Annotated in this window: 4 protein-coding genes and 1 pseudogene; 3 read left to right on the top strand and 2 right to left on the bottom strand. The window is 62.2% G+C overall.

Annotation, left to right across the window (positions count from 1 at the left end; translation table 11 throughout):
* The 3 genes and pseudogenes from VKI00_RS14845 to VKI00_RS14835 form a co-directional block, all read left to right on the top strand.
* The coding region (locus VKI00_RS14845; protein WP_324438583.1) for a DUF1622 domain-containing protein at window positions 1–322 on the top strand (322 nt) is incomplete at its 5' end.
* 250 nt (window positions 323–572) lie between these two features.
* Complete coding sequence (locus VKI00_RS14840; RefSeq protein ID WP_324438581.1) at window positions 573–1,103, top strand: hypothetical protein; 531 nt, start codon at window positions 573–575, stop codon at window positions 1,101–1,103.
* Window positions 1,104–1,248: 145 nt separating this feature from the next.
* Window positions 1,249–1,380: pseudogene (locus VKI00_RS14835) on the top strand (hypothetical protein); the annotation flags it as partial.
* A gap of 271 nt (window positions 1,381–1,651) precedes the next feature.
* Here the strand turns inward: VKI00_RS14835 and VKI00_RS14830 are convergent.
* Together VKI00_RS14830 and VKI00_RS14825 are read right to left on the bottom strand one after the other, a co-directional pair.
* Window positions 1,652–2,254, bottom strand: a complete 603-nt coding sequence (locus VKI00_RS14830; RefSeq protein WP_324438579.1) for a recombinase family protein — start codon at window positions 2,252–2,254, stop codon at window positions 1,652–1,654.
* 125 nt (window positions 2,255–2,379) lie between these two features.
* A partial coding sequence (locus VKI00_RS14825) for a hypothetical protein (protein ID WP_324438577.1) occupies window positions 2,380–2,740 on the bottom strand: 361 nt, incomplete at its 5' end.

The following is a 2,740-nucleotide window of genomic DNA, read 5'->3' as shown; positions in this document are numbered from 1 at the left end:
GGCGGTCGACGCGACCGGCGTCGTCGTGATCGTCGGCGGCGCGCTGCTGGCGGCCGCGGCGATCGTGACGCGCCGTCGTCAACCGGACGACACCCCGTACGAATCGTTCCGCAAGCAACTCGGCCGCTCCATCCTGCTGGGCCTGGAGTTTCTCGTCGCCGCCGACATCATCAGGACCGTGGCGATCACCCCCACGGGCCAAAGCGTCCTCGTGCTCGCCGGGATCGTACTGATCCGGACATTCCTGAGCTTCTCGCTGCAGGTGGAGATGACGGGAACATGGCCGTGGCAGAAGCGGCCGCAGCCCTCTAGGGGATTGTGAACGTGCGCGGCGGCGTCATCGTCGGCACCGACGACATCGTGCGGCGGGCAACGCCGGCGTCACTTTGTACCTGACCGGAGCACGCCACCGGTGGACGGGTCGTACGACAAATCGCCCCAGCTCCGCTCGCGAGCCTGCGAATTTCCTCCTTGCCGGGCGGTCGCGGACCGGAATAGGCTCCGGTTTGGTATGCCGATGGCCGTCGTACCAATTCGAGAGGAATGAGATGCGCGCAGTTACTAAACGAACAGTGGCATTTACCGCTGCGATTGCGGGATTTGCTCTGATCGGTTCCGGATGCCACGCGAGCAAATCCAGCGAAACAGCAAGTTCAGCCTCGTCCGCGACGTCTTCGGCCGCGTCGTCCGCGACGTCCGCAAGCAGTAGTGCGGTCGCGGGCGCAACTACAACCATCCCTGGTGCCAACGGCACGTCGTACACCGTGGAAGGACCAATTCTCGCGAGGTACCAGACTCTTACCGAAGCTCAACTGAAGGACCTGGGCAAACCGTTCGACAACCAGCATCCGACCAAGGACGGCAGCGGTGTCTACCAGCAGTTCGACGGCGGTGTGCTCATTTACAGGACTGGGAACCCGGTCTACTTCGTATGGGGCAAGATCCGCGACCAGTGGAACAAGTTGGATGGTTCGCAGGGCAAGCTGGGCTATCCGACCTCTGACGAGCAAATCCTCCCCGACGGCTCTTTCAAGTCGGTGTTCGAGCACGGCACGGTCACCTTTAAAACAGGCGATGAGGACGCGACTGTCACCATGAGCTAGCCGGTCTGAGAGTCCACCGTTCCGGTGGGCTCAAAAGTCCTCTACCGAAGGTCGGGCAATCGATCCAGATTGCCCGACCTTCGTGTCAGAAGACTCCTCGGAGGGAGGACGCAGTGCCGTATCGGCGGCACCGTCGTAGCGTGGAGTGGTGACATCACCGAGCAATCTGCCCCGCACCGTTGGCGAATTACGTGCCGCCGGTCATCGTGAACGGGGAGTCAAGCAGGAAATCCGGGAGAATCTGCTGACCGCCCTGGCCGAGGGCGACGATGTTTGGGCCACCGCTGACGCCAGAGCAGCGCGGCGCTGTTCGACCCGGCTGGCAGTGCCGGTGAGTGCTGGCAAATGCTGGCTAGACATTGCATGCAGATCGCACGACAGATCAACAAGTTGACCCGAAAACATGCGCTGACTAGGCAATTCCTATCGTCGGGCTGACAGGATTTGAACCTGCGACCACTTGACCCCCAGAACATTGCGGTAAGGCGTTTCCCCTGTTCGTCCGCAGTTTGTGGCGCAGCAAGACGTTCATAGACGCGCAGATCGCATTATGCGATTGGATTCGCAGCGAGTACTCGGTAGACGGTCGCCCGGCTGACGCCAAGCGTGGCGGCAATCGTGCTCGCCGATTCCCCGCTCGCATGCATCCTCTGGGCCAGAGCAGCTTTTGACTTGTCGAGTGCCTTCGGGCGGCCGATGTGCTGCCCGCGTGCCCGCCGCGCATCCCGCGCTGCCGCACGGCGTTCCCGCCCAAGCTCCAACTCAAGCTCAGCGAGGCTGGCGAGCACGCCGGCCACCATCCGGCCTGTCGCGTTGGACGTGTCGATGCCCTCGCGGAGCGACCTCAGCACGATCCCCCGTTCTCCTAGCTCACGGATGGTTGTCATGACCTCCTCGGCGTTGCGGCCCAGGCGGTCGATGCCGACGACGACGATGGCGTCACCTTCGCGCGCGTAGTCCAGTAGTGCGGCGAGGCCGGGTCGCTGCTCCCGTGTGGACGTTCCCGACAGCTTGTCGCCGTAGATACGGTTTGGGTCCACGCCTGCCGCGGTCAGCGCATCCACCTGTTGGTCGAGCGATTGGTGTCCGGTGCTCACCCGCGCATACCCGAGTTGAGTGCCGGTCGCGGTCAGTGTGGTGGTGAGTGCCATGCGGTAAGTGTCTCATAAATTGCAAACCGCAGCAATATGAGACATCAGTTTTGAGGCGCATTCTGCGACTGGCCCAACTGGGTGTTTCTGTCGCACAGCACGTCCCTGCCACTCCGCGTCAAATCTTAGTTTTGAGACTGTACTAAAGGACGGCCAAGATGGCGGTCGGTGCCGAGCCAAGATCGCTGTCCTGTTCGGGTGAAGGTTGCGATGTTCGGGTGAACGTTGCGATCGAGGTTGCGAGTGTTCAGGTAAAGGTTGCGAGTCGCTGCCGGGTTTCGCCGGCTGTGCGGTTTGCGGCGCTCGGACCGCCCCGCTTGTTCGGGCAATGGAAAACCAGATCCTTGGATGGAAGACTTCCTCCCGTGAGCGAAACTGGGCGAGACGACGCCCCAGATCTCGAACGGGTGCTCGGTCACCTGCATCTGCGCGAGTTGCTTGCGGAAGTGCGCGATCGTATTGCCGAGATGATCGAGGTCCGTGATC

The organism is Mycobacterium sp. (assembly GCF_035314665.1).
GTDB lineage: Bacteria > Actinomycetota > Actinomycetes > Mycobacteriales > Mycobacteriaceae > Mycobacterium.
The sequence above is the reverse complement of the archived record's forward strand: the minus strand, read 5'-3'. Positions and strand labels throughout refer to the sequence as shown.

Coding starts and splice junctions, on each gene's coding strand:
- VKI00_RS14830 (WP_324438579.1), bottom strand. CDS start 2,254: ATGGCACTCACCACCACACTGACCGCGACCGGCACTCAACTCGGGTAT.